The sequence below is a fragment of the Neorhizobium tomejilense genome, assembly GCF_964254135.1.
Lineage (GTDB): Bacteria > Pseudomonadota > Alphaproteobacteria > Rhizobiales > Rhizobiaceae > Neorhizobium > Neorhizobium tomejilense.
Genome location: NZ_CAXUSO020000002.1, coordinates 368,451 through 392,874, shown reverse-complemented (window position 1 = coordinate 392,874; position 24,424 = coordinate 368,451). Strand labels below are relative to the sequence as shown.

Annotated in this window: 23 protein-coding genes; 13 read left to right on the top strand and 10 right to left on the bottom strand. The window is 62.9% G+C overall.

The features are described 5' to 3' along the window. Positions 1-5: 5 nt before the first annotated feature. The gene (locus ACSQ3G_RS24640; protein WP_436112065.1) at positions 6-617 is read right to left on the bottom strand and encodes an NADPH-dependent FMN reductase; all 612 of its coding nucleotides are present in this window, start codon (positions 615-617) and stop codon (positions 6-8) included. A gap of 198 nt (positions 618-815) precedes the next feature. On the opposite strand from ACSQ3G_RS24640, the gene ACSQ3G_RS24635 reads away from it, so the two are divergent. Continuing rightward, the gene (locus ACSQ3G_RS24635; RefSeq protein WP_436112064.1) at positions 816-1,523 is read left to right on the top strand and encodes a GntR family transcriptional regulator; all 708 of its coding nucleotides are present in this window, start codon (positions 816-818) and stop codon (positions 1,521-1,523) included. Between the two features lie 51 nt (positions 1,524-1,574). On the opposite strand, the gene ACSQ3G_RS24630 is transcribed toward ACSQ3G_RS24635, so the two are convergent. The 3 genes from ACSQ3G_RS24630 to ACSQ3G_RS24620 form a co-directional block, all read right to left on the bottom strand. Further along, a complete protein-coding gene (locus ACSQ3G_RS24630) occupies positions 1,575-2,246 on the bottom strand; it encodes a spermine/spermidine synthase domain-containing protein (RefSeq protein ID WP_436112063.1) in 672 nt (223 codons plus the stop codon). 711 nt (positions 2,247-2,957) lie between these two features. Continuing rightward, the gene (locus ACSQ3G_RS24625; protein ID WP_105420780.1) at positions 2,958-4,118 is read right to left on the bottom strand and encodes an LLM class flavin-dependent oxidoreductase; all 1,161 of its coding nucleotides are present in this window, start codon (positions 4,116-4,118) and stop codon (positions 2,958-2,960) included. Then, positions 4,115-4,900 (bottom strand): alpha/beta fold hydrolase, encoded by a 786-nt coding sequence (locus ACSQ3G_RS24620; RefSeq protein ID WP_436112062.1) that lies wholly within the window; start codon positions 4,898-4,900, stop codon positions 4,115-4,117. The genes ACSQ3G_RS24625 and ACSQ3G_RS24620 overlap by 4 nt, the downstream gene beginning before the upstream one ends. 372 nt (positions 4,901-5,272) lie before the next feature. On the opposite strand from ACSQ3G_RS24620, the gene ACSQ3G_RS24615 reads away from it, so the two are divergent. The 6 genes from ACSQ3G_RS24615 to ACSQ3G_RS24590 all read left to right on the top strand — a co-directional run bounded on the left by ACSQ3G_RS24615 (position 5,273) and on the right by ACSQ3G_RS24590 (position 13,706). Beyond that, the gene (locus tag ACSQ3G_RS24615) at positions 5,273-6,064 is read left to right on the top strand and encodes an SDR family NAD(P)-dependent oxidoreductase (protein WP_436112061.1); all 792 of its coding nucleotides are present in this window, start codon (positions 5,273-5,275) and stop codon (positions 6,062-6,064) included. Between the two features lie 139 nt (positions 6,065-6,203). After that, positions 6,204-7,667 (top strand): NAD-dependent succinate-semialdehyde dehydrogenase, encoded by a 1,464-nt coding sequence (locus tag ACSQ3G_RS24610; RefSeq protein WP_436112060.1) that lies wholly within the window; start codon positions 6,204-6,206, stop codon positions 7,665-7,667. Between the two features lie 38 nt (positions 7,668-7,705). Beyond that, positions 7,706-9,406, top strand: a complete 1,701-nt coding sequence (locus ACSQ3G_RS24605) for a thiamine pyrophosphate-requiring protein (RefSeq protein WP_436112059.1) — start codon at positions 7,706-7,708, stop codon at positions 9,404-9,406. Positions 9,407-9,445: 39 nt separating this feature from the next. After that, positions 9,446-10,648, top strand: coding sequence for an alpha-hydroxy acid oxidase (locus ACSQ3G_RS24600; RefSeq protein WP_436112058.1), 1,203 nt, complete (start codon positions 9,446-9,448; stop codon positions 10,646-10,648). A gap of 29 nt (positions 10,649-10,677) precedes the next feature. Beyond that, positions 10,678-12,333, top strand: a complete 1,656-nt coding sequence (locus ACSQ3G_RS24595) for a thiamine pyrophosphate-requiring protein (protein WP_436112057.1) — start codon at positions 10,678-10,680, stop codon at positions 12,331-12,333. Next, on the top strand, positions 12,330-13,706 hold the full coding sequence (locus ACSQ3G_RS24590; RefSeq protein WP_436112056.1) for an FAD-binding oxidoreductase: 1,377 nt from the start codon (positions 12,330-12,332) through the stop codon (positions 13,704-13,706). Before ACSQ3G_RS24595 ends, ACSQ3G_RS24590 begins: the two co-directional genes overlap by 4 nt. 23 nt (positions 13,707-13,729) lie before the next feature. Here the strand turns inward: ACSQ3G_RS24590 and ACSQ3G_RS24585 are convergent, their stop codons facing one another. Further along, the gene (locus ACSQ3G_RS24585) at positions 13,730-14,233 is read right to left on the bottom strand and encodes a hypothetical protein (protein WP_436113185.1); all 504 of its coding nucleotides are present in this window, start codon (positions 14,231-14,233) and stop codon (positions 13,730-13,732) included. Between the two features lie 164 nt (positions 14,234-14,397). On the opposite strand from ACSQ3G_RS24585, the gene mazE reads away from it, so the two are divergent. The 6 genes from mazE to ACSQ3G_RS24555 all read left to right on the top strand — a co-directional run bounded on the left by mazE (position 14,398) and on the right by ACSQ3G_RS24555 (position 17,520). Next, complete coding sequence (gene mazE, locus ACSQ3G_RS24580; RefSeq protein ID WP_436112055.1) at positions 14,398-14,661, top strand: type II toxin-antitoxin system antitoxin MazE; 264 nt, start codon at positions 14,398-14,400, stop codon at positions 14,659-14,661. Beyond that, positions 14,661-15,032 (top strand): type II toxin-antitoxin system toxin MazF, encoded by a 372-nt coding sequence (gene mazF / locus ACSQ3G_RS24575; RefSeq protein WP_191969695.1) that lies wholly within the window; start codon positions 14,661-14,663, stop codon positions 15,030-15,032. Before mazE ends, mazF begins: the two co-directional genes overlap by 1 nt. A gap of 65 nt (positions 15,033-15,097) precedes the next feature. Further along, positions 15,098-15,472, top strand: a complete 375-nt coding sequence (locus ACSQ3G_RS24570) for a GFA family protein (protein WP_436112054.1) — start codon at positions 15,098-15,100, stop codon at positions 15,470-15,472. 59 nt (positions 15,473-15,531) lie between these two features. Continuing rightward, positions 15,532-15,951, top strand: a complete 420-nt coding sequence (locus ACSQ3G_RS24565) for an HD domain-containing protein (RefSeq protein ID WP_436112053.1) — start codon at positions 15,532-15,534, stop codon at positions 15,949-15,951. A gap of 76 nt (positions 15,952-16,027) precedes the next feature. Then, positions 16,028-16,810 (top strand): SDR family oxidoreductase, encoded by a 783-nt coding sequence (locus ACSQ3G_RS24560; RefSeq protein WP_436112052.1) that lies wholly within the window; start codon positions 16,028-16,030, stop codon positions 16,808-16,810. Positions 16,811-16,962: 152 nt separating this feature from the next. Beyond that, positions 16,963-17,520, top strand: a complete 558-nt coding sequence (locus ACSQ3G_RS24555; RefSeq protein ID WP_436112051.1) for an isochorismatase family protein — start codon at positions 16,963-16,965, stop codon at positions 17,518-17,520. Positions 17,521-17,526: 6 nt separating this feature from the next. Here ACSQ3G_RS24555 and ACSQ3G_RS24550 read toward each other — a convergent pair whose 3' ends face one another. From ACSQ3G_RS24550 to ACSQ3G_RS24530, 5 genes are all read right to left on the bottom strand, one after another. Further along, positions 17,527-19,104, bottom strand: coding sequence for an ABC-F family ATP-binding cassette domain-containing protein (locus ACSQ3G_RS24550; protein ID WP_436112050.1), 1,578 nt, complete (start codon positions 19,102-19,104; stop codon positions 17,527-17,529). 166 nt (positions 19,105-19,270) lie between these two features. Then, on the bottom strand, positions 19,271-20,506 hold the full coding sequence (pepT, locus tag ACSQ3G_RS24545) for a peptidase T (RefSeq protein WP_436112049.1): 1,236 nt from the start codon (positions 20,504-20,506) through the stop codon (positions 19,271-19,273). A 341-nt stretch (positions 20,507-20,847) separates the two neighbouring features. Next, a complete protein-coding gene (locus ACSQ3G_RS24540; protein ID WP_436112048.1) occupies positions 20,848-21,018 on the bottom strand; it encodes a YegP family protein in 171 nt (56 codons plus the stop codon). A gap of 425 nt (positions 21,019-21,443) precedes the next feature. After that, the gene (locus ACSQ3G_RS24535) at positions 21,444-22,655 is read right to left on the bottom strand and encodes a c-type cytochrome (protein ID WP_436112047.1); all 1,212 of its coding nucleotides are present in this window, start codon (positions 22,653-22,655) and stop codon (positions 21,444-21,446) included. Continuing rightward, positions 22,652-24,418, bottom strand: coding sequence for a GMC family oxidoreductase (locus ACSQ3G_RS24530; RefSeq protein WP_436112046.1), 1,767 nt, complete (start codon positions 24,416-24,418; stop codon positions 22,652-22,654). The genes ACSQ3G_RS24535 and ACSQ3G_RS24530 overlap by 4 nt, the downstream gene beginning before the upstream one ends. Positions 24,419-24,424: the final 6 nt, after the last annotated feature.

The window sequence follows — 24,424 nt, the reverse complement described above, 5'->3', positions numbered from 1 at the left end:
TTGGATCAGTTGCTGGCGACGAGGCGCGGCGCGACGTCGTCGACGCGGCTCGCCATCGCCATTTCGGCAAAGCTGACGACCTGCGAAGCGACGATCTCGAGCGGCTGGGCAACCTCGCGGCGAGCCGGTTTGCCGTCGACGAAAGGTTTCTCGTTGGATTTGATGGTCGCCGCGTAAGGGGTCGGCCAGCCGCGCAGCGCATGCACGACCGAGCGCAGGCCGATCAGCGTTGCGCCCAGCGCCTGATCGCCGGCGGCGCAGACGATGCAGCCGACGGCGCGGCCGTCGAAATAGGAGCGCACGTCTCCCCGCATGTCTTCCGTATAGTCGATGGCGTTCTTGATCGTGCCGGACATGCCGCCGTGATAGCTCGGCGTTGCTATGACGATGCCGTCGGCGCGGCGAAGCGACTGGAGCAGGCGAAGGGCGGCCGGAGTGCGGTGCGTGACGCCGGGGTCGAAGAGCGGCAGCTCGAGTTCTGCTCCGCAGATGAGGTCGATTTCCGCGCCCGCCTTTTCGGCAGCCAGGAGACAGTAGCGTAGCGCGAGCTCGGAGCTCGAGCCGGGGCGCTGGGTCCCGCCGATACCGACGATAAAGGGTTTGCGGGTCTGCGTCATGGGGTCTCCTCCTTCGGCCGAAGCCGATTGCCTTATCAGGCACCTCAAGGAGAATTTGTATACCTTTAAGGTGAAAGTCAAGGTTTTTATGCCTTCATTAAGCCGCACACCTTCAATTGGTATACACTTCTTGTCGGTTGGCCTTAGCGGACGGTTTGTCGTAGTCTCCTCCATCATGAAGAAGGAACAGGTGGCGGCTTGACGAACGAGACAACCAGAGACGGAGCCAAGGACGGGGCGACGCAGAGCGCCGTCGAAACCGCCTATCATCGGATCCGGCACCTGATCCTCACCGGCGAGATGCGCTCCGGCGACAAGCTGCTCGAAAACCAGCTTGCCGTCGCGATCGGCGTTTCCCGCACGCCGATCCGAGAGGCTTTGAACCGGCTGAACGCCGAGGGCCTGGTGGTGCTGGAACGCTACCGGCGGGGGATCGTCGCGGATTTTTCGCTCGACGACGCGATCGAGATCTTTCGGCTGCGTGCCATTCTCGAAGGCCATGCAACCAGCCGCGCCGCCACCCGCATTTCGGAAGCCGACCTGCAGCGGCTGCAGGAACTGGAACAGCTGATGGAGATCCAGTTCGAGGAACTCGGCTGGAACGAACATCTCGAAGGGTTCGACAAGCTCAACGGGGAATTCCACGCGGTGATCGCCGCTGCCGCCGAAAGCCCGCGACTCGAAAAGATCCTCGCCTCCTCGCTGGAATTGCCGGCCTCGATCTTCAACCGCTATTCGGAGCCGGTCGAGGTGCGCACGCGCCGCACCCACGCCCAGCACCGGGAAATCCTCGCGGCGCTCAAGGCCCGCAACCCCGAATGGGCACAGGCAGCGATGAACGCTCATCTCTTCTCGCTGCTGCCGACCGCTTCGGGCTCGCTGGAGCATGAAGACGGGGCGAAATGAGTGCGGTAGTGCCGCTCTCTCCGAAGCTCCCGGCTGGCCGTTGCCGATCTGTTACCGATTGGTGGCCATCCACAGGACGTGGCGGCCGCCGCGCTTGCCGTTGGCGCGCACGTAAACCTCCTCGGTAGCAAATCCGGCATCCCGCAGCCGACGCGTAAAGCCTGCGTCCGGCGCCGACGACCAGACGGCCAGGACGCCGTTGTCGCGCAATGCAGTCTTGGCGGCCCGAAGCCCGGCGTGGTTATAAAGGCTGTCGTTGGAAGCCCGCGTCAGCCCGTCGGGGCCGTTGTCGACATCGAGCAGGATGGCATCGTAAGCGGCGTTGCGTGACCGGATCAGCGCTCCGACATCGCCGACATGAATATCGACACGCGGATCGTCGAGCGTGCCCTTGTGAAATTCCGCCATCGGCCCGCGCGCCCAGTCGACCACGGCCGGAACCAGTTCCGCGACGGTCACCCCGGTATCATCCGGCAGAGCTCCCAGGGCCGCCCGCAGGGTAAACCCCATGCCAAGGCCGCCGATCAGCATGTGGGTATTCTTCCGGCCGGCAATCCGCTCGCAGGAGAGCGTCGCCAGCGCCTCTTCCGAACCGCTCAACCGGCTGTTCATCAGCTCGGTCGAACCGAGCATGATCGAAAATTCGGCCCCGCGCTGCTTCAGTCGCAGTTCGCCCCCCTCGCCGGGAATGGTTGCGCGGTCAAGCTGGATCCAGGGAAGCATCGGCCTATCTCATCGTCTCGTGCGGGACGCCTCCTAACACAGACGTTGCGGGGAAAATACCGGACTATCGCCTGCCGGTGGAAGAATCCGGTCACCGAGGCCATGCTGACGATGGTGAATTCATTCCGATGGCAGTTGTGGGGCAGGCTCCGCAGCACCCGACCTGCAACAGACCGATAGCGGCGGAATTGTCAGTGCCTCGATCAGCACAAAAGCGAGATCTTCGAGTTCGCCATCGGTAAACTCTGAATAATCGTCTCCGATCGGAAGATTATCCGAGCACCCATCGTTGTTTTTTGGATTCATGTCTCGCCCCAGCCCGCGGCGAACATGCATGAAATTTTGTAAATAGCATCACCTTTTTGATGCTGTGCTGCACAAATAAAAAGGCCCGCGCCTTTTCCCCCTGCGCGGGCCTCTCCTAAGACGTAACCTCTTCTACGCTCGACTTAGGAGAATGCCATTGTACTCCGGACTGAAAAGTCCTCAATTCGTCCAAAAGACCTAGCACAAGGGGTATAGCCCCGAGGGGAGCGGCCGGCTTTTGGGGCGCCGGCCGCTAAGACCGCAGCGACTGGGGGGTGACAATTGTGCGGTCCTGCGCCTCAAATGACGACAATCGCGACTGCACATCAAGATGAACCTTGGGTGATATGACTACGCCCAAAGGCTTCATGGGCTTATCAAAATCATCAAATTGGCACCCCCTCGTCAGGCCACCCGCCTGGCGGTCACATTGCGCAGATACGGCATGACCTCCTTGGAGTAGATCTCCATGTTCTTGCGGGTTAGCTCGGCCGGCAGGGTACCGAACTGGAGAAGCGTCAGCAGATGGCCGAAGCCGATCTGGGCCTGGTATTCTTCCAGCTTCTCGCGCACCGTCGCCGGGCTGCCGCAGATGAACTTGCCCTCTTCGATGACGCTGTCGATCGTCTGCTTCATCGAATGGCCGGCCTTGGCCGACATCGCCCCGACCATGGATTTCACCGAGGTGTAGCCCGGCGGCAGCAGCATCTCCATCGGCATGCGCAGGAACTTCTGCAGGAAGGCCTCGATATGGTCCTTGGCCTCCCTGCGGGCAATCTCGTCGGTCTCGGCCACATAAAGCGGCAGCGACCAGCCGAGCTGGTCCTCGGTCGCCTCGTAGCCGTAACCGGCCGCAACGTCCTTATACATCTTCATGTAGCGGGCGACGGTCGAGACCGAGGCGAAGGTCTGGAGATAAGTGTATTTGCGGTCCGGATGGGCGGCCCATTCGATCGTTTCGCTAGAACCCTGGCTCGGGATCCAGATCGGCGGATGCGGATTGTCCTGGTAGACCCGCGGCCAGACGTTCACGTATTCGAAATTGTAGTGCTTGCCTTCGAAGACGCTCGGACCCGGTTGCGTCCAGGCCTGCAGGATCAGGTCGTGTGCTTCCTGGAACCGCTCGTGGCTGAAGGCCGGATTGACGCCCCAGGAATGGTATTCGGCGCCGATGCCGCGCACCATGCCGGCGATCAGGCGGCCGCCGGTGATGTTGTCGACCATCGCGAATTCTTCCGCCACGGTCAGCGGGTTGTTGAGGAGCGGCAGCGCGCGGCCGAGAATGGCAATCTTGACGTTCTTGGTGCGGCGGGCGAGTGCGCCGGCCATGACGCCCGGGATCGGCATCAGGCCATAGGCGTTCGAATGGTGTTCGTTGACGCAGATGCCGTCGAAACCGAGCTGGTCGGCATATTCGAGTTCGTCTAGGTAACGGTTGTAGAGCTGGTGGCCCTTCTTCGGGTCGTAATAGGTATTCGGCAGGGTGACCCAGGCGGAATTGTGCTTCTCGTCATAGGACAGATCGAGATCCGCATAGGGCATCAGGTGCATGAAGTAGAATTTCATCGCGTAACCTCCCCGATGAAGCCATTGACCAGTTCGACGAAACGGTCGGCCTTTTCGATCTGCGGCAGATGCCCGCAGTTCTCGATGATCTCGAGCCGCGAATTGGGAATGAGGTCGCGCCAGGCCGGTGCGTAGCCGACCGGCATTGCCTTGTCGTTATCGCCCCAGACGATCAGTGTCGGCACGGACACGCGGTGCAGCCACTTGTGGAGGTCCGGATTGAGGAAACGCGGCTCCCAGGCGAGCTTGGCCGACGTGAGCTTGTTCCTGAGAAGGATTTCCATCCCTTCCTTCGACGGCGGCGGGGCCGCCAGCATTGCTTCCGCAAACGCCTGGTCGTGGAAGAGGTTGCGGGCGGTCTCCTCTGGGTTCCACATGAAGACGTCACCCTTGCGCACGCCCTTCACCCGAATGCCGGCAGGCGCCACGACGGTCAGGGAGCCGAGTTTTGTCGCATTGCGGATGGCGATCTCGGCCGCCAGCCATCCGCCGATCGACGTGCCGACGAGGTTGACCTTCTCGAGGCCGAGATGGTCGAGGACATCCAGATAAAAGAAGGCGAGGTCGGAAGTGTTGTCCAGCCATTCGGGGCTGTCGGAGGCGCCGAAACCCGGATGTTCCGGCACGATCACCTCATGGGTTTCGGAGAGCTTCTCCATGAAGGGCAGCCAGCGCGAGGCGCCGCTCGCGCCATGCAGGAAGAGCAGCGGCGAACCGGTACCTTTCCGCATGAACCGGATCTTCGTCCCGGTGACGGTTTCAAAGCTTTCGGTAAAACTCATCGGTGTTTCACCCTCCCCGGGACCTGACAACCGTTAAGGCAGGCGCTCCTCGGCACCCGCGAATGGCGGCAATCTGTATAACCTTTTGGGGAGCGTCAATATGATTCTGTCAAATTTTGATTGATAATAGCAAATTTCTAACTTGCATCTTTGGAAATTGCATACAAGATTGGCGGGGTGGGTTGAGCCGCGGGAGGGCTGCTCGAAGAGCCCCTCATCCGCCTGCCGACACCTTCTCCCCCTGGGGAGAAGAGATATGCCGCACCGTCGCCGCTCCCCCTCGCCCCGCGTGCGGGGAGAGGGTCGCCGAGCGCAGCGGAGGCGGGGTGAGGGGCTGCCACGGCGCCCGGGAGACTATGAGGAGGAGAAAAAATGCAGGCCGAAAAACTGTTTGATCTCAATGGTCAGATAGCGATCGTGACGGGCGCTGCAAGCGGCCTGGGGCTCGCCATCACCAAGACGCTGGCGGCCAACGGTGCGCATGTGGCGTTGCTCGATCTCGACGCCGAGGCGCTCGCCGCCGCCTATCAATGGCTGAACAGCCAGGGCTTTTCCTCCGAGAGCCATCAGGTCGACGTCTCCGACAGTGCAAGCCTGCGCAACACGATCGACGGTATTGCGCAAAAGCACGGACACCTCGATATCCTCGTTGCCAATGCCGGCATCAGCGGCGGCCCGAATTCCCGCACCGAAGCGGGCGCGATCGAAAATGTCAGCGACGATCTGTGGAACCGGGTGGTGGACGTGAACCTCACCGCCACGTTCGTCGCCATCCAGTCCGCTGCAAAGCATATGAAGAAGCAGAAAAGCGGCCGCATCGTCGCGATCGCCTCGATTGCCGGCATGCGCGGCGATCCGATGACCGGTTACGCCTATGCGTCCAGCAAAGGCGCCGTCGTCAACCTCGTCAAGCAGGCCTCCTGGGAGCTGGCGCCCTATAACGTGCTTGTCAACGGCATTGCGCCCGGCCCGTTCCGCACCAATATCGCCGGCGGCCGCATCCGAGAGCCGGAGGTGGAGAAGGCCTTTGCCGATACCGTGCCGCTCGGCCGCATCGCCGAGACGGACGAGATCATGGGCCTCGCCCTGCTTTTGGTATCGAAGGCATCGAGTTTCATGACCGGCGCGGTAATCCCGATTGACGGCGGTACGGTGGCTATTTGAGCCGACGTGAACGTCGGAATTGACAATATCAGGCTCCCTGCTTTATCCCCTTGAAGTGGACGAGGAAGCCGGGTTCGAGAAAAACCCGAAATTGACGAATGCCAAACGCACTCGTCTAATGAAATCGGAGGACACGACCATGAACATCGCGACCAATCCAGCCCGCTCGTCCGACGCTTACCAGTCCGCGCGCCTCCTGATTGACGGCGCCTGGCTGGAGAATGGCGACCGCAAGACGCAGCCGCTGATCAACCCGGCGACCGAAAAAGCCATCGGCGTGGTGCCGCATGCGACTGCCCAGGATCTCGACCGGGCGCTCGAAGCCGCAAGCCGAGCCTTTCCGCTATGGCGGGCGACGAGCCCGCGCGAACGCGGCCGCATCCTGAAGCGCGCAGCTCAACTGATGCACGACCGGCAGGAAGAGATCGCCACGCTTGCGACGCTCGAAATGGGCAAGCCGATCGCCGAAGCGCGGCTGGAGACCCATTTCGCCACGGAAGAAATGGAGTGGTTCGCCGAGGAAGGCCGCCGCACCTATGGCCGCGTCATCCCCGGCCGTATCGGCGAAACCCGCTTTCAGGTGATCAAGGAACCGGTCGGCCCGACCGCCGGTTTTTCGGCCTGGAATTTCCCGGTCGGCAATGCCGCCCGCAAGATGGGCTCGGCGCTCGCTGCCGGCTGCACGATGATCTACAAGCCCGGCGAAGAGGCACCGGCGTCTGCCGCGGCCGTCGCTCAATGCCTCCTCGATGCGGGCGTTCCGGCCGGCGTCATCGCGGTCGTCTACGGCGTGCCCGACTTCATCTCGCGCCACCTGCTCGCCTCGCCGATCATCCGCAAGATCTCGTTTACCGGGTCGGTCCCGGTCGGTCAGCACCTCATTCGGTTGGCTTCGGAAAGCCTGAAGCGCACCACGATGGAACTCGGCGGCCATGCGCCGGTGCTTGTCTTCGACGATGCCGACCAGACCGCGGCGCTCGACATGTCGGTACAGCGCAAATATCGCAACGGCGGCCAGGTCTGCGTTTCACCGACCCGCTTCTACGTGCAGGACAAGTCCTATGACGCCTTCTGCGCCGGCTTTGCGGAGCGTGCCGCGAAGATCACGGTCGGCGACGGCCTCGATCCGGCGACCGGCATGGGACCGCTGGTCCACGGCCGCCGGCGTGACGCAATCGAGGCGCTGGTGCAGGACGCCACCGCCAAGGGCGCCAAGCTGCTCGCCGGCGGCCATCGCGTTTACAACGAAGGTTTCTACTTCGCCCCGACCGTTCTCGCCGACGTGCCGAGCGATGCGCGGATCATGAGCGAGGAACCGTTCGGCCCGGTCGCCGTGCTCAACCGCTTCTCGGATTTCGACGATGCGGTCACCAAGGCGAACGAACTGCCCTACGGCCTTGCGGCCTATGCCTTCTCCAATTCGCACAAGACCATCGCAAAACTTTCCGACGCGCTGGAAGCGGGCATGGTCGGCATCAATTCCTTCAATATCTCCATGCCGGAAACGCCGTTCGGCGGGGTGAAAGCGAGCGGCCACGGTTCCGAAGTCGGGATCGAGGGCGTCGATGCCTACATGGTCACAAAGACGGTCAGCATCACCTGAGAGCTTCGGGTCCAGAGAGCTTCCAAGAGGACAAGAGAATGAAACACGAAAAACCGACCGGCACCTTCGCCGCCGAAGCTGTCCTGACCCACATGAAGGCCGCCGGCATCGATGTCCTGTTCGCCAATGGCGGCACCGACTTTCCGTCGATCATCGAGGCCTTTGCCCGCCAGTCCGAAACCGGCCTGAAGATGCCCGAAGCGCTGGTCATCCCGCATGAGGGTGTCGCTGTCGGCATGGCGCATGGCTATTATCTGATCACCAGTAGACCGGCCGGCGTCATCGTCCACGTCAATGTCGGGCTTGCCAACTCGGTCATGGGCCTGATCAACGCCCGATCGGAAAACGTGCCAGTGATGATGTTCTCCGGCCGCACGCCGATCACCGAACACGGCCGTTTCGGCTCACGTTCCTCGCCGATCCACTGGGGCCAGGAAATGTTCGACCAGGGCGGCATGGTCCGCGAAGTGGTCAAGTGGGACTATGAACTGCGTTACCCGGAACAGGCGGGCATCGTCATCGACCGCGCCATGAGCATCGCCATGAGCGAGCCGCGCGGCCCGGTCTATCTGAGCCTGCCGCGCGAGGCGCTGGCCGAAGGTGCTGAGGTCGAGATCAGCCACCGCTCGACGGTCACCCCGACCACCTACGGCCCCGCCGATCCGGAACTGGTCGCCCTGGCTGCCGACCTGCTGGCAAAGGCGAAAAATCCGCTGATCATCACCCAGAGCCCGGAGCTCGCTCCAGACTTTGAACCGCTCGCCGGCTTCGTCGAGAAGTTCGCGCTGCCGACAATCGAGATGTGGGCAACCCGCCTGGCGCTGCCGAGCGACCATCCGATGATGATCGGCCGCGACTCGACCCAGGTGTTGAAGGAAGCCGACGTCGTGGTGGTGATCAATGCTGCGGTTCCGTGGATTTCCGACCATACCGCCCCCGCCGAAGGCGCCAAGATCATCGCCATCGGCCCCGACCCGCAGCATAGCCGCGTACCGATCCGCAGTTTTCCGATCGACATCGCGCTTGCCGGTGGCGTCAACAAGACGATCGCAGCGCTTGCCGTTGCGATGGCCGAGCGCGTGCCGGTATCCGAAACCTTCTCCGAACGTCGCGAAAAGTGGGCGAAGATCAAGGCGGCCCAGGCCGAGGCCGCCGACAAGCGGGCCGCCATGGGCAACGGTTCGCCGATGACACCGGCCTATGTCAGCCGCTGCATCTCCGGTATCCTGGACGACAGGACGACTGTGGTGAACGAACTCGGCATCGATCCGTCGGTGATGAGTTTCAAATATCCGAAATCTTATTTCTCGACCCCGTTGTCCGGCGGTCTCGGCTTCGGCCTGACCGCCGCGCTCGGCGCCCAGCTCGGAGACCGCAGCCGCCAGGTGATCGCCACGATCGGCGACGGTTCCTACATGTTCGCCAATCCCGTCGCCTGCCACCAGACCGCGACTGCGCTGAAACTGCCGCTGCTGACGGTCGTCTTCAACAACGGCATCTGGAACGCCGTGCGCCGCTCGACGCTCTACATGTATCCGGACGGAAGTGCTGCGACCGCCAACACCATGCCGATCACCGCGCTCGATCCGGCTCCGGATTACGCGGCCGTCGCCCGCGCCCACGGCGCCCATGCCGAACGCGTTGAGACCGGCGCCGACCTGCCGGCGGCGCTGCAGCGGGCATTGGCCGCGACCAGGAGCGGCCAGCAAGCCATGATCGAAGTCATGGTTTCTTACTAGGAGGCGTCGAACATGGGGGGAGCCGGGAACGACGCAAGGATGACAGAAACGCTGGAGGAACTCCGCCGGCGTTATCCGATGGTCGGCGATCTCGAAAAACGGGCGAAATGGCGTATTCCGCGTTTCGCCTACGAATTCCTCCAGGGCGGCGCCGGCGACGAGACCGGCCTTAACCGCAACCGGACAGCGCTGCAGGCGGTCGAAGTCGTGCCGCGCTACGGGCTGGACGTGTCCAAGGTCGATACCTCGGTCGAGCTCTTCGGCCATCGTTATGCCGCCCCGATCGGCATCTCGCCGATCGGCTTCGACGGCATGATGTGGCCGGGGGCCACCGAACAGTTCGCCAAGGCCGCCCAGGCCCACAATATCCCTTACCTGGTCGGCACGCTCGCCTGCGCGACCATCGAAAAGGTCGTGGAATGGGCGCCTGACGTCACCTGGTTCCAGCTCTACCCGATGGCTCCGAACAATCATCAATACAGTCTCGAAATGACTGATCGCGCCCGCATCGCCGGCGCCAAGGTTCTGGTCACGACGCTGGACGTGCCGGTGCGCGCCAAGCGCCCGCGCGATCTTCGCAACGGCCTCACCATGCCCTTCAAGCTGACGCCGAAGACGATGATCGCAGCGGCAATGGCCCCTTTCTGGCTGGATGCGATCCGCCGCAAGGGCATGCCGACTTTCGCCAACATGGCTGGTTTCGCCGGCGCGCCGGACCGCGTCACCACCTCCGCCTTCGTGCAGAAACATATCGGCGGCGGCTTCCCCTGGGAGCAGATCGCCCGCCTGCGTGACAGATGGCCAGGCCCGATGATGGTCAAGGGCGTCATGCACCCGGCGGATGCGGAAAAGGCGCTGGAACTCGGCCTGAACGGCGTGGTCGTCTCCAACCACGGCGGCCGCCAGTTCGATGCGGCGCCCGCGACGATCGACGTCCTGCCGGAAATCGCTCGAACCGTGGGCACCCGTGGTACGGTGCTCTTCGACAGCGGCGTCGTCTCCGGCGTCGACATGGCGCGCGCAGTCGCCTGCGGCGCCCATTCCTCCTTTGCCGGCCGCGCGTTCATGCTCGGCCTTGCCGCACTCGGAGACCATGGCGCCGCCCATATGGCGCAGGCCTTCATCGAGGAATACCGCATCACGCTCGGCCAGAGCGGGCTGCTGAATACGGACCAGGCCCGCCGCGCGCCCGTGCGCCATCCCGGTGCCTGGACCGCGCAAGATTTCCAACCGCACCTCTAATCGACCATGTCTCCCGGGAGGAGAAACCCATGAAAGTTGCCGACGCCATCGTGGAAATCCTGAAGCGCGAGGGGATCGAGATCATTTGCGGTTACCCCGTGAACCACGTTCTCGAACACGCGGCCATGGGCGATATCCGCCCGATCATCGTGCGCCAGGAGCGCCACGGCCTGCACATGGCCGACGCCATGTCGCGCCTCTCGTCCGGCAAGACGATCGGCGTCTTCGCCATGCAGCTCGGACCGGGCACCGAAAACGCCTATGGCGGCATCGCCCAGGCCTATTCCGAATCCGTGCCGCTGCTGGTGCTGCCGATGGGCTACGAGCGCCGTGTCGCGCATGTCGATCCCAACTACAATGCGACCCGCTCGATGCGCGACATCACCAAGTCCGCCGAGCCGATCACCTCGGCTGCCGAAATCCCGAACATTTTCCGACGCGCTTTCTCCAAGTTGCGCAATGGCCGCGGCGGCCCGGTTCTGGTCGAGATCCCGAACGACATGTGGCAGGACGAGGTGCCGGAACCGCTGAACTACCGGCCGGTTCTTTCCACCCGTTACGGTCCGGACCCGATCGCCGTGCGCGATGCCGTCGACCTGCTGCTCGCCGCCAAGCGGCCGATCCTCTATGCCGGCCAGGGCATTCATTACGCGCAGGCCTGGCCGCAGCTGAAACAGCTCGCCGAACTGCTGGCGATCCCGGTTTCGACCAGCCTCGAAGGCAAGAGCGCGTTTCCGGAAACCCATCCGCTGTCGGTCGGCGCCGGCGGGGCGGCGATCTCCAGGACCCTGCGCCATTTCCTCGACACATCCGACCTGATCTTCGGCATCGGCTGCTCGTTTACCGAAACCGCCTTCGGCGTGCAGATGCCGCTCGACAAGACGGTCATCCACGCCACGCTCGATCCCGACCACGTCAACAAGGACATCGAAGCCAAGGTGGCGCTGGTCGGCGACGCGGCGCTGACGCTCGACGCGGTGCTTGCCGAACTCGAAGCCCGCAAGGTTTCTCCGCGCGACCATACGGAAATCGCCGCCGAGATCGCCAAGGTGCAGGAGGAATGGCTTTCCGAATGGATGCCGAAGCTCACCTCCGACAGCAAGCCGCTGTCGCCCTATCGCGTGCTCTGGGACCTGCAGCACACGGTCGATATCGAAAACACCATCATCACCCATGATGCCGGCAGCCCGCGCGACCAGCTTTCGCCGTTCTGGAAGTCGGTAAAGCCGCTCACCTATATCGGCTGGGGCAAGACGACCCAGCTCGGGTACGGCCTGGGCCTCGCCATGGGCGCCAAGCTGATGCATCCGGACAAGCTCTGCATCAATGTCTGGGGCGATGCGGCGATCGGCTTTACCGGCATGGATTTCGAAACCGCGGTGCGCGAGCGCCTGCCGATCCTGTCCATCCTGCTCAACAATTTCTCGATGGCGATGGAACTGCCGATCATGAAGGTTTCGACGGAGAAATTCCGCTCGACCGACATTTCCGGCGATTACGCCGCCTTTGCCCGCGCGCTCGGCGGTTACGGCGAACGGGTCACCGACCCGGCCGAAATCATCCCGGCGATCAAGCGCGGCATCGAGCAGACACAAAAGGGCGTGCCGGTCCTCCTCGAATTCATCACCACGCAGGAAATCGCCCGTTCGCGCTACCACCGCATGCTGACGGGTGAGAAGAAATGACCTCCCTGAAATCCACGATCGACGCCCTGAAGCTCCACTTCGGCGACCGGCTTTCCACCACGGAAGCGGTGCGCGAACATCACGGCCACGACATGTCCCGACAGCCCACAAGGCTGCCGGACGCAGTGGTCTATGCCGAAAACGAGGACGAGGTGGCGCGCGTCGTTTCCGCCTGTTTCGACGCTGGTATCCCGGTGACCCCGTTTGCGGCAGGCTCCTCGATGGAAGGCCACACGATCCCGCTGAAGGGCGGGATTTCGCTCGATCTCACCCGCATGAACAGAATAGTCCAGGTCAACCACGAGGATTTCGACGTGCAGGTGGAGGCCGGCGTCACCCGCAAGCAGCTCAACGCCCATATCCGCGACACCGGCCTGTTCTTCCCCATCGACCCCGGCGCCGACGCCTCGCTCGGCGGCATGGCCTCGACCCGGGCTTCGGGCACTACGGCCGTGCGCTACGGCACGATGCGCGAAAACGTGCTTGCGCTGCGCGTCGTCACGCCGCAAGGGAAAATCATCACCACCGGCCGGCGGACGAAGAAGTCTTCCACCGGCTACGACCTGACCAAGCTCTATGTCGGTGCCGAAGGCACGCTCGGCGTCATCACCGAGGTGACCGTCAGGCTGCACCCGATCCCGGAAACCATCGCGTCTGCCGTCTGCGCTTTCGAAACCATGCGTGGCGCGGTGGAAGCCGTCGTCGCGACCATCCAGAGCGGCATCCCGGTCGCCCGGATCGAATTCCTCGACGAAGTGGCGGTCGAAGCCGCCAACCGACATGCAGGCCTCACCCTCAAGCTCGCCCCCACCCTCTTCCTCGAATTCCATGGCAGCCCGCGCTGGGTGGAGGAACAATCGAACACGGTGGGCGAAATCGCCACCGAATTCGGCGGTTCCGATTTCGCCTGGTCGACCCGCACCGAAGACCGCGAGCGGCTGTGGAAGGCCCGCCACGAAACGATCTATTCCAACCAGACGCTGCGCCCCGGCTGCAAGGCGTTTACGACAGACGTCTGCGTGCCGATCTCGCGGCTCGCCGAAGCGGTGCTTGCCGCCCGCGAGGATATCGATAATTCCTTCGTCATGGGCAAGATCATCGGCCATGTCGGCGACGGCAATTTCCATGTCGGTTACCTGATCAAGCCGGAAATCCCGGAAGAACTGGCCGAAGCGGAACGCCTCGCCGAACGGCTCTATCAGCGCGCCATGGACATGGGCGGCACGTTCAGCGGCGAGCACGGGATCGGCATCTCGAAGCTGAAATATCTCCGCCGCGAACACGGCGACGCCGTCGACATGATGAACGCCATCAAGGCGGCGATCGATCCGAAGGGCATCATGAACCCCGGCAAGCTTGGCCAGGTGGAATAAACGAAACCGCCGACGTCGGATGATCACCGGCTGAGGTCGATGCGACTGGTCACCACCGGTTTGCCGCTCGAAAGATCCTTGTCGATCGTTTGAAGCCTGAGGCGGTCGTCGCCGATCTTCTCGATCGTCATGTTGGCGACGCGATCCCCGTTGATCACCCTCGCCCAGCGGACGCCGAGATTGATCGCATTGCCGCGGCGGTTGCCGGAAAGCACCGAAGGCTGGCCGGACGGTCCGAGATAAGTGCCGCTATAACCGTTTTCCGAAGCCTGCAGGTCGGCCGATATGCTGCGCCGGATGACCAGCAGGCCGCGGCAGGTTCCCTGCATCGACAGGGTAGTCGCCCCGGCCGTCGAGGTGAAGCTGCAGGTGACATTGATGGGACTTGCCCCGATACGGGTCAGAACCGTGCCCTTGCCGCTCCAGTTGCCGGCAAGTGTCTTCAGGAAATCCCCTTCGGCCGCCAGAGCCGAGCCCGGCGAAAAAGCGGAGGCGATAAACGCGGCAGAAGCGAGAAACGAGCGCATGGCGACGATCCATCTGAATGCTCGCTTCGAACGCCGGCTGAGCCATTCTGTTCCATCTGTCATCCCAAGTCGCCATCGAGCAGCCCAGCGACGCGCGAAAACCCACTTCGACCTTGCTGCCGCGCAAGAACATGCTACATATGTAGCACTTTCTGGAGCGAACCATGCCGGTCACCACCAAAATCCGACGCCAGGGCGGTGCCGCGGTGATTACCATCCCGCCGGCCCTGTTGAAGCTGATGCATACCGAGGTCGGCGATCAACTCACGCTCGACGTCGCCAACGGTGAATTGATCGCCCGTCCCGTCGAGAGCGGCCGCAAGCGCTACACCCTCAGCGAATTGCTGAAGGGGAGCGATGCCATGGCAATGCTGAATGCCTCGGTCGCCGATGCTCAGGAAGGCGATCCGATAGGGCACGAGATCTGATGATCCGCAGCAACGTGCCGAGGCGCGGCGATGTCTACTGGATCGACCCAAACCCCGTCGCCGGCCGGGAAATGAAGAACCGGCATCGTTTCGTCGTCATCACGCCGATCGAGATCAACAGGCTGGGCGTCAGCATGACGGTGCCCATCACCACCGGTGGGGCCTTTATCCGCGATGTCGGTCTTGCGGTGGCGATTTCCGGCCATGACACGACCGGTGTCGCCGTTTGCAACCAGGTCCGCAGCTTCGACATTCCCGCCCGCATCCAGCAGAAAACCGCGCAATATATCGAGACGCTGGACGAGGCGACGATGAATGAAATCGTCTCGCGCGTGGTCAGCGCCATCGACCCGGCACCAGAACCCGCCTGATCTCTTCCCTTCATCCTCCCCTGCCCTAACTGCATTTCCCGGGCGAGGAAGAAGGAGGAGCAAGTATGATCATCCGGTCTGGAAGCTGCCTTTGCGGAAGCGTGCGGTATTCGGTGAAGGATGCGCCGGTCAGGATCGGGCTTTGCCATTGCGCCGATTGCCGCAAGGAAAGCGGATCGAGCTTCGTCACGTTCGGCATCTGGCCGCGGCATGGATTTGAAAGCACAGGCGAGGTCAAGTATTTCCATGGCCGCGGCTTCTGCCCCGAATGCGGCTCGCGCGTCTTCAACGAGAGCGACGGCGACGAGATCGAAATCCGCGTCGGATCGCTCGACATGGCGCCGACCGATCTCGAGCCGGTCTACGAAATATGGGTGAAGCGACGGGAGAACTGGCTGAGCCCGCTTCCCGTCCCTCAGTTCGAAGAAGATCGCAATTGACGCATTGTCGTCAGGCGCGGACCCTATAGAGTGCCGCCCAGCGGACGGGAGACAGACAAATGTCGGAACTGATCGACAAGGCGATTGTCATCGCGACGCAGGCCCATCAAGGACAGTCGTCGAAAACCGGCGGTCCGTTCATCGACCATGTCAGGCGCGTCGCCGAAAACGTGGCCGGCGAGGACGAAAAACAGGTTGCCTGGCTACATGACGTGGTCGAGAAAGGCCCCGGCTGGACGTTTGAGCGGCTGCGCGAGGAAGGCTTTTCCGAAGCGGTCGTCGATGCCGTGGACGCGATGAGCAAGCGCGACGGCGAGGAATATTTCTCCTTCGTCCGACGCTCGATCGAAAACCCGCTCGCCCGACCGGTGAAGCGCGCTGACCTCACCGACAATCTTGCCCAGATGCGCCAGATGGGCGGCGACGGTTCGAAATTTGCGGAAGGCCTGCGCATCCTCAACGAGCGATATCCATCCTGATCCCGGGAACCATGCGCCATCCCTTGCCGTTCGTTTTCGCACGGCAGAAGCCGCGATCCAGCGACAGGATGGACTCATGGAACTCAAGAATCAGGTGGCTCTGGTAACCGGGTCAGGCTCGGGCATCGGCAAGGCGGCGGCGATGAAACTCGCGGCGGAAGGCGCCAAGGTCGGACTGCTCGGCCATACGAGAACGGAGATCGAAAAGGCTGCCCGGGAAATAGAGAAGGCCGGCGGAGAAGCGCTGGTGCTCGAAGCCGACGTTTCCGACGAAAGCCGGATGCGCGAAGCGATCGACCGGCTTGCGGAAAAATTCGGCCGGCTGGACATCGTCGTCGCCAATGCCGGCATCAACGGCGTGTGGGCGCCGATCGACGACCTGAAGCCGGAAGAATTCGACAGGACGATCGCCGTCAACCTGCGCGGCACCTATCTGACGCTGCATCTCACCGTGCCGCATCTGAAGGCGCAGGGCGCCGGCTCGATCATCGTCGTCTCCTCGATCAACGGCAACCGCACCTTCACGACACCCGGCGCCACCGCCTACACCGCCACCAAGGCCGCGCAGGTGGCGATGGTGCAGCAGCTGGCGCTGGAACTCGGCAAGCACCACATCCGCGTCAACGCCGTCTGCCCCGGCGAGATCGAGACCAATATCAGCGACAACACCAAGCTCCGCCACGAGCAGGAAACCGCAATCCCGGTGGAATGGCCGGAGGGCCAGGTCCCGATCAGCGACGGCAGGCCGGGAAAAAGCGAGGACGTCGCCGAAGTCATCGCCTTCCTCGCCTCCGACCGCTCCCGGCATGTGACGGGCGCGCCGATCTACGTGGATGGTGGCCAGGGACTGCTGAGGTAGGATTGTTTTCCGCGCCGAAGTTCCCGGATAGCCCTTTCCAGGCTGACCGGCGGTTGACCTTATCCTCGAGCGATCGCGCCCTCAGTGCGAAGATATAGGTTGAAATCCGGAGGGAATCCGGCAATTTCCGTGTCTTGAATGGAGGCAAGCCCATGTCCAGCACATCCGCGGAAAAAGCGCCGGTCATCGTCATCGACCTGCAGACCAACATGTTCGACGGCCTTGTCGAGCCGCCCCTACACGAAGCGGATCTCCTGACCGACCGCGCCCGAAAGGTGATCGACTGGGCGCGGCGCGAAGGCCGGGCGATCGCCTTCGTGCGCCATGACGGGCCGGAGGGGGATCCGCTGGCGCCGGGAGAGCCGGGCTGGCCCGTCTGGCCGGCGCTCGGCCAGCGGGACGACGAGCCGACCTTCTCGAAGACCGTCCGGGACTCCTTCAGCAATCCGGAACTCGGCGCATGGATCGAAAGCCAGGGCGCGCCCGAAGTGGTGATCCTCGGCGCGCAGACGGATTTCTGCATCGCCGGCACGGTGCAGGGGGCGATCGCGGCCGGGCTGAAGGTGACCGTGGTTTCCGACGCCCACAGCACGCTCGACCAGCCGCAGGAGAGCGCCGCCGGCATCATCCGCCGCTACAATGCCCAGTTCGCCGCGGCCGGCGTCAATCTGGTGACGACCGAGGCGCTGACCGGTTCGCCGGCCGCCTGACCGGCTCTAACCCAGCTCCAGCCGGCGGGTAATGCCGATTGCCTCGAGAAACACCTCGTCATGGCTGACCACCAGCAGCGCGCCGTCATAGGCGCGCAATCCGGCCTCGACCGCGGCGATGGAATCGATATCCAGATGGTTGGTCGGCTCGTCGAGGATCAGCAGCGATGGCGGCTCTGGCCCGCCGAGCACGCAGGCAAGCCCCGCCCGCAGCATCTGCCCGCCCGAGAGCGTGCCGACCACCTGCAGCGCGGCGTCGGCGCGGAACATGAAGCGGGCGAGCGCCGCGCGGCCGGCATTTTCGTCCGCCTGCGGATTGAGACGCCGGAAATTGTCGCGGATCGACAGCGCCTGATCGAGCAGGCTGACCCGCTGGTCGAGCATCGCGGATCTGACCGGCACCCGCACCGTGCCCGAGAAGGGCGACAGGCTGCCGGAAATCAGCGACAGCAGCGTCGTTTTTCCCGAGCCGTTCGGCCCGGTGACGGCGATGCGTTCCGACCCGGTGATCTCGAGGGAAAGACCGCGCAGGACCGGCTTTTCAATCTCGTAGCCGGCGGTGACGTTGTCGATCCGGAGCACGACCCGGCTGGCCGGCAGGCCGGTCGGTGGCAGCGTCACGGAGAGCGGCTGCAGGATCTCGATCTTTTCACGCGCAGCCGAGATGTCATCGGCCGCCTGGGTTCGCAGCCGCTCGGCAAGCCGGGCATTGTCGCCGCTGGTGTTTTCCGCCCGCCGCTTCATGCCGCCGGCGACGATGCGCGGCATGTCGCCCCGCGCGGCCTTCTTCTTGCCGGTGCTGTCCTTGCGCGCCTTGCGCTCAGTGGTTTCCTGCGCCGCGTGGTTGACCTCCGCCATCCGCTTTTCGGCGTCGGCGAGATCGTGCTCGGCAGCGGCCAGTTCCAGCGCCTTGCGCTCGCGGTAGCGGCTCCAGTTGCCGCCATGACGGGTCGCACCGAGCGAGGTCAGTTCGACGATCGCATCGACCGTTTCCAGAAGCTCGCGGTCGTGGCTGACGATGATCGCCCCACCGCGCCAGCCAGCGAGCAGGTCGATCACCGCCCGGCGGCCGTCGCGGTCGAGATTGTTGGTGGGTTCGTCGAGGATCAGGAAATCCGGCCCGGCGAAGACCAGCCCCGCCAGCCCCGCGCGGGTGCGCTGGCCGCCCGACAGCGTTTCGAGCGGCGTGCTCGCATCCGCGTCGAGGCCTGCCCGCGCCAGCGCCCCGGCCATGCGCGCCTCCAGCATCCAGTCGGCATTGGCCAGTTCCTCAGCGGACGCCTCGCCCGCTTCGGCGCGGGCAAGGGTGGCCAAGGCAGCGCGTGTGCCAAAAAGGTCGGCGATGGTTTCATCCGACGCGACCTGCACGCTCTGGCGCAGCACGCCGAGGCTGCCGGAGACGGAGACCGTGCCGGATGCGGGCGTCAACTCGCCGGTGATCAGCTTCAAAAGCGTCGTCTTGCCGACGCCATTGCGCCCGACAAGGCCGGCGCGTTCAGGCCCGAAGCTGAGGTTCAGGTGGGAAAAAAGCGGCCGGCCGTCAGGCGTGGACCATGAAAGGTTTGCAAGCGTAATGGAAGGCATGGACGGATTCCCGAATGGCAAGGCAAAGCGGCGTTGCGTTTCGGTTGAGGTCCATGGTCCACCGTCCTGTTGGTGCTGCAGATGGCGGTTTTCTAAGCGGAAAATGCGGCGCGTTCAAGACTGGGAGGGAGTCTGGACGTTAAAGCACACCGCTTAGAAAGAGCGCTTACGCCCGCTCCTCCCACAGTTTCGCAAGCTCCACCACCGTCTTCACCGCCAGTTCCATGTCCTGGCTGCTGACGAATTCCAGCGGGGAATGGAAGGCGTGGCCGCCGGCGAAAAGGTTGGCGCAGGGCAGGCCCATGAAGGAGAGGCGCGAGCCGTCCGTGCCGCCGCGGATGCTGCCGCGCACCGGGGTCATGCCGGCCCGGCTGATCGCCTCGACCGCGTAATCGACGATGCCCGGATGCTGGTCGAGCACTACCTTCATGTTGCGGTACTGTTCCTTGACGGTGAAGGTGTAGGTCGAGCCCGGATAGTCGGCGATCACCTGCCTGGTGATCTCCTCGAGCAGGGTCTCCTTGGTCTTCAGGCCCTCCTCGGTGAAATCGCGGATGATGAAGGAGAGGTTCGCCCTTTCCATCACGCCGGACATGCCGGTCGGGTGGATGAAGCCGTCGCGGCCCTTGGTGGTCTCGGGCGTCATGTCCTTCGGCAATCGGGCGACGATGCCGCCGGCGATCTTGATGGCGTTTTCCATCTTGCCGAAGGCGAAGCCCGGATGCATGGCGACGCCCTTGATGGCGATCTCCACCGCATCGGCCGAAAACGTCTCGTCCTCGATCGTGCCGGCGGTCTCGCCGTCCAGCGTATAGCCGAAATCGGCGCCGAGCTTTGCGAGGTCCACCTTGTCGACGCCGCGGCCGATCTCCTCGTCGGTGGTGAAGAGGATGCGGATCGCGCCGTGCTTGACGTCCGGGTTGTTGATGAAGAACTCGGCGGCCGACATGATCTCGGCAATGCCCGCCTTGTCGTCGGCGCCTAGAAGCGTGGTGCCGTCGGAGGTGACGATATCGTTGCCGATCTGGTCGTTCAGCACCGGATGTTCGGACACCCGGATCACCTGGTTTTTGTCGCCGGTAAGCTGGATATCGCCGCCCTGGTAGTTCCGGACGATCTGCGGCTTGACGTTGGTGCCGGAAAAATCGGGCGCGGTGTCCATATGGGCGCAGAAGCAGATCACCGGCACGTTGTTCTTCGACGTCGTCGCCGGGATCGTCCCATAGATATAGCCGTGCTCGTCGAGATGCGCATCGGTAATGCCGATGGCCAGCATTTCCTCGACCAGCAGCCGGCCGAGATCCTTCTGTTTCATCGTCGACGGCTGGGAGGGAGACTTGGCATCCGACTGGGTGTCGATGACGACGTAACGCAGGAAACGATCGGTAACACTATCGGCCATGGGGGAAAATCCAAAATTGCAGAAAGGAATACTGGAGTTGTAGCGGGCGCGGGTGGCCGGGTGAATAGGGGAACACGAAAAGTCCCCGCACACCATTATACGGCGGGTGTGGGTAGATCAGAAAGGGGTAACCAGGAAAGCGTGGATAACCGATTCAACACCTTGAAAACCTTATATTTATCTCAGCTCTGTTTCTTTCATTTTTGTGGATAACGTGTGGAAAAAAATTGATAATATAAGTTGATTCAACAGGTTATAGCTCTCTGGGCGCTTTGGCATTATAAAAAGAGGCCCCATTAGCGGTGGGGCCTCAAGGTTAAGTTGCTATTAACCGAATCGGATCAGCGTTCGTAAACGGGCGCTGATCCTGATCCCTTCACAAGAGTGATAGCCGCAAAGCAATCCGTCTTGTTCCAATAGCCTTCGCCAGAGTTGGCGATCTTGAGATTATTTGCGGCGAACAGGGTCCAACGCCACTGCTTTGCCGTGTCCTGATACACAAGGAAGTTCATGTCTGTTTCCTTTCACAACACAGACGCTGAATTTAACCGATACCTTTTTGAGTATCGGCACGATGGGAATGATTGGGGCATAGAGATCGTTGCTAGGTCGCCGGAAGAGGCGAAGGAGCGGATCAAGTCTCTAACCTGGGCGCGATATCAGGGCGAAATCAAAGCCAAGATACCCGTCCCTGCCACAGGGCTGATCAGACGAATCGCCGCGTGGTTCCGCTAATTTACAGCGATTCGAACTCTCCAAGAGAGTTCATTTGGATTCCCACAGCTATCCACAGATAGCCATCGGCAAATTTTAAAAAAAGCAATGACGCCACGATTAACGTTGACTTTGGCCGCCTCTGCGAGATCGCTAACTTACTTGCGAATCGAGTGAGTTATTTACCGCGAGAATAGTGCCGGGCTCTCGCCCGGCAACTTCTCTACCTCTGCGCCCCGATATCCGACGCCCCGACCGAAGGCGCGGCGTTGCCCCAGCTGTTGCGGACATAGGTGAGCACGGCGGCCACCTGTGCGTCGGTCAGGCGCCAGCCGAGCGAAGGCATGGCGGGGGTCGTTTTCGCCTGCGGCGTATGCACCGCCTGGCTGCCCTGCAACACCAGGCGCGTCAGCGTCTCCGCGCTCGGCTGCTGGACGATCGAGCTGCCGGCGAGTGCCGGGAAAAGCTGGTTCGCCCCTTTGCCGTCGCCGCCATGGCAGGCGGAACAGGTGTCGTGGTAGATCGCCGCCCCCACCCTCATCCGCGCATCGCTCGCCGGGATCGGCTGCGGTTTCTGCGTCGGACCGCCCTCGGTGCTCTTGAGGTAGGTGGCGATCGCGTGCACGTCCGCGTCGGTCATCAGCGAGGTCGAGGCCTGGATCGCCTCCGCCATCGGGCCCGAAGCGATCGTATGCCCGTTGGTGCCGGTCTTCAGGTACCGGACGATCTCCTCCTCGCTCCAGCTGCCAATGCCGACATAGCTGTTGCCGGTGATGTTGGGCGCATACCATCCCTGCAGCGAACCACCCTGCAACGGCTCGCTGGTCTCGTCCGCCCCGAGCGCGGTTTTGGGCGAATGGCAGGTGCCGCAATGGCCAGGCCCCTGGACGATATAGGCGCCGCGGTTCCATTCGGCCGATTTCGACGGATCGGGCTGGAATTCGCCCGGCGTGAAATTCAGCATGTTCCAGCCCATCATCGACAGCCGGATGTTGAACGGGAACGGCAACTGGTTGGCTTCGACCGGATTGAAGACCGGATCGACGGTCCTGAGATAGGACCAGAGATTGCCGATGTCCCTGTCGGTCATCCTGGTATAGGCCGGATAGGGCATGGCGGGGTAGAGCCGCTTGCCGTCATGGCCGATGCCGGTCTTCAGGGCGCTGCGGAAATCCGCCTCCGTCCAGTTGCCGATGCCGGTCGCCTTGTCGGGCGTGATGTTCGGCGGAATGATCTGGCCGAACGGCGTTTCGAGCGGCAGCCCGCCGGAGAGCGGTTTTGCCCCCGGCGCGGTGTGGCAGGCGGCGCAATCGCCGAGGATCGCCTGGTAACGACCGCGGATGATCTGGTCCGCCTGGTCGGGAGCCTGCGCAAGCGCCAGGCCCGCCGAGAGGGCGGTTGCGGCAAGGGTGAGGGAAAAGACGATCCTGCTCATGCCGACACCAGAGGTTGGCCCGGGTTGCGCAGATATTGCTGGCGGATCGCATCCGCCGTGTGATAGGCGAGCGCCCCCACGGTGCCGGTCGGGTTCTTGCCGGCATTGTGGGCGAAGGCGGAAGCGCCGATGACGAAGACGTTGGCGACGTCCCAGCTCTGCAGGTACTTGTTGACGGCGCTGGTCTTGGGGTCCGTGCCCATGATCGCCCCGCCGGTATTGTGGGTGCTCTGGTAGGGCACCGAATCCCAGCCCTTCTTGCGGCGGGTATTGGTGTATTGCCTGCCGCCGAAGGCCTTGGCGATCTCCTCCATCCGGTCCGAGACCCAGTTCGACATGCGGATGTCGTTATCCGGGAAATCGAAGGTGAAGCGCAAGAGCGGCCGCCCGAACCGGTCCGTATAGGTCGGATCGAGATCCAGATAGTTGCCGCGAGTCGGGTAACTCGACCCTTGCGAGGAAAAGCCGAGCGTCGACTTGTAGGATTTGACGGTCGCCTTCTTCCAGTCGCTGCCCCAGCGCGGCGTGCCGGGCGGGGTCGGGCGGGTCTGGATCGGCCGGCCGTTCGAGGGAATGCAGTTGATGCCCGCCCCGCCGACGAAATCGAGCGGCCCGTGGTCGAAGGCATCGCCGTTAAAGTCGTCCACCGTCTGGCCGAGCGCACCGGCGGCGACGAACGGATTGAAGTTCTTGTCGTCGAAGAACACCTGCGCGCCGGCATTGGTCTGGTAGCAGTAGTTCCGCCCGACAGTTCCCTCGCCGGTATTCGGATCGTAGATCTCGCCGATACCGGAGAGCATCATCAGCCGGACATTGTGGAGACCATAGGCACAGAGAAGCACGATATCGGCCGGCTGGAAGAACTCCTCGCCTGAGGTATTCACATAGGTGACGCCGCGGGCGTGTTTCTTCGAGATATCCAGATCCACATGCAGAACCTCCGAGTCGGTGCGGACCTCGAAATTCTTCTTTTTCATCAGTGCCGGGAGGATGGTCGTCTGGGCCGAGGATTTCGAATAGTTGGCGCAGCCGAACCGTTCGCAGAAACCGCACATCGTGCACTGGCCCATGGCGATGCCGAGCGGGTTGATATAGTCCTTGGAAAGGTTGGCCGCCGGCGTCGGGAACGGGTGCAGGTTCAGCGACCTGGTCACTTCGGCAAACAGCGTCGGCGCATAGGTCATCTGCAGCGGCGGCAGCGGATAATCGCGCGAGCGCGGATCCTCGAACGGATTGCCGCCCTCCTGGATCTGGCCGTTGATATTGCCCGCCCTGCCGGAAATGCCGGCGAGATATTCGAAGCGGTCGAAGGATTTTTCCATTTCCGCGCCGGTCACGCCCCAGTTCTGCAATTGCAGGTCCTGGATCCGGGTTGCGCCGTAGCGATCCCTCAGGTGGTCGGCGATCTGGAAGTCGCTGTCCCAGAACCGCCAGGTATGGCCGTTCCAGTGAACACCGGCGCCGCCCACCCCGTTGCCAGGCAGGAAGGAGCCGTAATCGCGCATCGGCAGCGCCGTCTGCGAGGTGTTGTTGCGCATCGTCATCGCTTCGACCGCCGGCTGCAGGAAGAGGTCACGGCGGATGCCGTAGCGAAGTTCGTCCTGGGCATAACCGATGTTGAAATCGGTGGCTGTATCGCGCCACGGACCGCGTTCGATCGCCACGACATCGAGCCCGTCCTCCGTCAGTTCATGGGCGAGGATCGCGCCTGTCCAGCCAAGGCCGACAATCACGGCGTCCTTGCGAGGTAGAATAGTGGTCATATTTTT

Excerpts from the sequence above, each read along its gene's own strand:
- ACSQ3G_RS24630 (WP_436112063.1), bottom strand. The coding sequence starts at position 2,246 with ATGCTTCCCTGGATCCAGCTTGACCGCGCAACCATTCCCGGCGAGGGG.
- ACSQ3G_RS24540 (WP_436112048.1), bottom strand. The coding sequence starts at position 21,018 with ATGAACTTCCTTGTGTATCAGGACACGGCAAAGCAGTGGCGTTGGACC.
- ACSQ3G_RS24605 (WP_436112059.1), top strand. The coding sequence starts at position 7,706 with ATGAAACACGAAAAACCGACCGGCACCTTCGCCGCCGAAGCTGTCCTG.
- mazF (WP_191969695.1), top strand. The coding sequence starts at position 14,661 with ATGATCCGCAGCAACGTGCCGAGGCGCGGCGATGTCTACTGGATCGAC.
- mazE (WP_436112055.1), top strand. The coding sequence starts at position 14,398 with ATGCCGGTCACCACCAAAATCCGACGCCAGGGCGGTGCCGCGGTGATT.
- ACSQ3G_RS24600 (WP_436112058.1), top strand. The coding sequence starts at position 9,446 with ATGACAGAAACGCTGGAGGAACTCCGCCGGCGTTATCCGATGGTCGGC.
- ACSQ3G_RS24555 (WP_436112051.1), top strand. The coding sequence starts at position 16,963 with ATGTCCAGCACATCCGCGGAAAAAGCGCCGGTCATCGTCATCGACCTG.
- ACSQ3G_RS24640 (WP_436112065.1), bottom strand. The coding sequence starts at position 617 with ATGACGCAGACCCGCAAACCCTTTATCGTCGGTATCGGCGGGACCCAG.
- ACSQ3G_RS24565 (WP_436112053.1), top strand. The coding sequence starts at position 15,532 with ATGTCGGAACTGATCGACAAGGCGATTGTCATCGCGACGCAGGCCCAT.
- ACSQ3G_RS24550 (WP_436112050.1), bottom strand. The coding sequence starts at position 19,104 with ATGCCTTCCATTACGCTTGCAAACCTTTCATGGTCCACGCCTGACGGC.
- pepT (WP_436112049.1), bottom strand. The coding sequence starts at position 20,506 with ATGGCCGATAGTGTTACCGATCGTTTCCTGCGTTACGTCGTCATCGAC.
- ACSQ3G_RS24625 (WP_105420780.1), bottom strand. The coding sequence starts at position 4,118 with ATGAAATTCTACTTCATGCACCTGATGCCCTATGCGGATCTCGATCTG.
- ACSQ3G_RS24560 (WP_436112052.1), top strand. The coding sequence starts at position 16,028 with ATGGAACTCAAGAATCAGGTGGCTCTGGTAACCGGGTCAGGCTCGGGC.
- ACSQ3G_RS24585 (WP_436113185.1), bottom strand. The coding sequence starts at position 14,233 with ATGCGCTCGTTTCTCGCTTCTGCCGCGTTTATCGCCTCCGCTTTTTCG.
- ACSQ3G_RS24595 (WP_436112057.1), top strand. The coding sequence starts at position 10,678 with ATGAAAGTTGCCGACGCCATCGTGGAAATCCTGAAGCGCGAGGGGATC.
- ACSQ3G_RS24535 (WP_436112047.1), bottom strand. The coding sequence starts at position 22,655 with ATGAGCAGGATCGTCTTTTCCCTCACCCTTGCCGCAACCGCCCTCTCG.
- ACSQ3G_RS24620 (WP_436112062.1), bottom strand. The coding sequence starts at position 4,900 with ATGAGTTTTACCGAAAGCTTTGAAACCGTCACCGGGACGAAGATCCGG.
- ACSQ3G_RS24530 (WP_436112046.1), bottom strand. The coding sequence starts at position 24,418 with ATGACCACTATTCTACCTCGCAAGGACGCCGTGATTGTCGGCCTTGGC.
- ACSQ3G_RS24570 (WP_436112054.1), top strand. The coding sequence starts at position 15,098 with ATGATCATCCGGTCTGGAAGCTGCCTTTGCGGAAGCGTGCGGTATTCG.
- ACSQ3G_RS24590 (WP_436112056.1), top strand. The coding sequence starts at position 12,330 with ATGACCTCCCTGAAATCCACGATCGACGCCCTGAAGCTCCACTTCGGC.
- ACSQ3G_RS24610 (WP_436112060.1), top strand. The coding sequence starts at position 6,204 with ATGAACATCGCGACCAATCCAGCCCGCTCGTCCGACGCTTACCAGTCC.
- ACSQ3G_RS24615 (WP_436112061.1), top strand. The coding sequence starts at position 5,273 with ATGCAGGCCGAAAAACTGTTTGATCTCAATGGTCAGATAGCGATCGTG.